This is a genomic window from Xylanibacter caecicola (genome assembly GCF_013166515.1).
In the GTDB taxonomy this organism is placed as follows: Bacteria; Bacteroidota; Bacteroidia; order Bacteroidales; family Bacteroidaceae; genus Prevotella; species Prevotella caecicola.
The window spans coordinates 1-958 of the sequence record NZ_JABKKJ010000061.1 but is presented as its reverse complement, the minus strand read 5'-3'; the positions used below and the strand labels follow the sequence as shown (position 1 = coordinate 958).

Here is a 958-nt window from a genome sequence, read left to right as displayed (position 1 = left end):
ATCAAAGAAACACCGCCTTCTTCTGTGAACTTGACAGCGTTTGACAGCAGGTTATTCCCGATTTGTATTATTCGCTCTTTGTCGGTCAATACAATGGCATCGTGTCCAGTCTTCACGGACAAGGACAGCCCTTTGTTCACGGCAACAGGCATGAACTCCGTTTCAAGTGTGTGCGTGATTGCTGAAATCCGGCAGGGTGACAGACGGGGCTGTTCCTTGCCGTTGTCCAGGCGGAAGAAGTCAAGCAAAGTGTTAAGCATATCCCGCATACGGTCGGAGGATTGCAGTATGTTTTGGATATACTGCCCGGACTTATCCTCACACTGTTCTTTCCGTATCAGTCCGGCATAGCCTGTTATTGCTGTCAGCGGTGTGCGCAGTTCATGGGTGATAGTATGTACCGCCTTCTTCCTTGACGTTATCAGTGCCTCGTTCCGTTGTACGGATTGTTCCAGTTGCCTTATCAAATCAGTTGTCTTGTGCTTGTATTGTTTAATGCTTTTTGCATCACGATGTATGATGATGTAGGAAATTAACAACAATAGAAGAACGAATCCCATTAAACCGCCTACTTGCATAAATGACTTTTCACGCATGGCAACTATTTCGTTTTCCCGGCTTTGCAGTTCGGTTTGTACCTTTTCTTCTATTTGGCAAATCAATTCTTGCAGTTGTCTGTTAAGTTCTGCATTACGAGCTGCAAGGCTGTCGGCTTGTTCCGACAATTGGCGATCCTGCACTTTCTGTTCGCTGATTACGTTTCTATTGACCGAATGAAGGATAGTGGTTGATACTGCTGGAGTTACTTCCTTTTTTTTGCCGAATATGCCTAAGAAACCTTTTCGTTTTGGCTTTTTGGACTGTTCCTGCACACTTTTCTGTACAATAACCGGAATTTGATTGGCTATCTTCTTGTTAATAGATTGTTGTTCATCCATTAACCGGACTATCTGGAACA

The 958-nt window shown here is 44.3% G+C and carries 1 protein-coding gene; it reads right to left on the bottom strand.

What is annotated here, in order from left to right; genetic code table 11:
- Positions 1–958, bottom strand: a 958-nt coding sequence (locus HPS54_RS12775) for a sensor histidine kinase (RefSeq protein WP_172345771.1), incomplete at both ends; no start/stop codon positions are given.